Below are 441 nucleotides of genomic sequence, written 5' to 3' on the forward strand. Positions count from 1 at the left end.
CTCGTCCCCGAGGGCATCCGGCATGCGCTCCCGCTTCCAGCCTGCGAGGTCGGCTACCACCTTGTCGGGTCGCGGCCCGAGGTGGAGCTCGGGCTCGTCCAGGAGCACCCAGCCGCCGGGCCCGCCGTCGCCGAGATCGAAGGCGCCGCCGAGCTTCATCGTGAGGCGCGATGCGCTCCGCGTGTGGGGGCGGCCGGGCCGCGGAAAGGTGAAGAGCTCCCCGTCGAGGATCTCTGCCACCTGCTCGGGGGGCACCGCCTCGAATGCCGCCTCGACCTCCGGTGCGTTCCGAGCGGGATCCAGGTTGTGCGGCAGCACGCCGGTGCTCATGGCCGACCCTACCACGGGAGCGCGGTCGCAGCCGGGGCGAGCGTCTGCTCCCGCGCCGCCCGAGGTCGTCGGCTCCATGGGCTCAGATCCCGCGAGAATCCCGGCATGGCG

Annotated in this window: 1 protein-coding gene; it reads right to left on the minus strand. The window is 73.5% G+C overall.

The genetic code is table 11. The features are described 5' to 3' along the window. Window positions 1-330: Uma2 family endonuclease (locus BN4575_RS20850; protein WP_141689926.1), on the minus strand; the 330-nt coding region annotated here is incomplete at its 3' end. Window positions 331-441: the final 111 nt, after the last annotated feature.

Origin of the sequence: Aeromonas sp. EERV15 (assembly GCF_900079845.1) — a bacterium.
GTDB classification, from domain to species: Bacteria; Pseudomonadota; Gammaproteobacteria; order Enterobacterales; family Aeromonadaceae; genus Aeromonas; species Aeromonas sobria.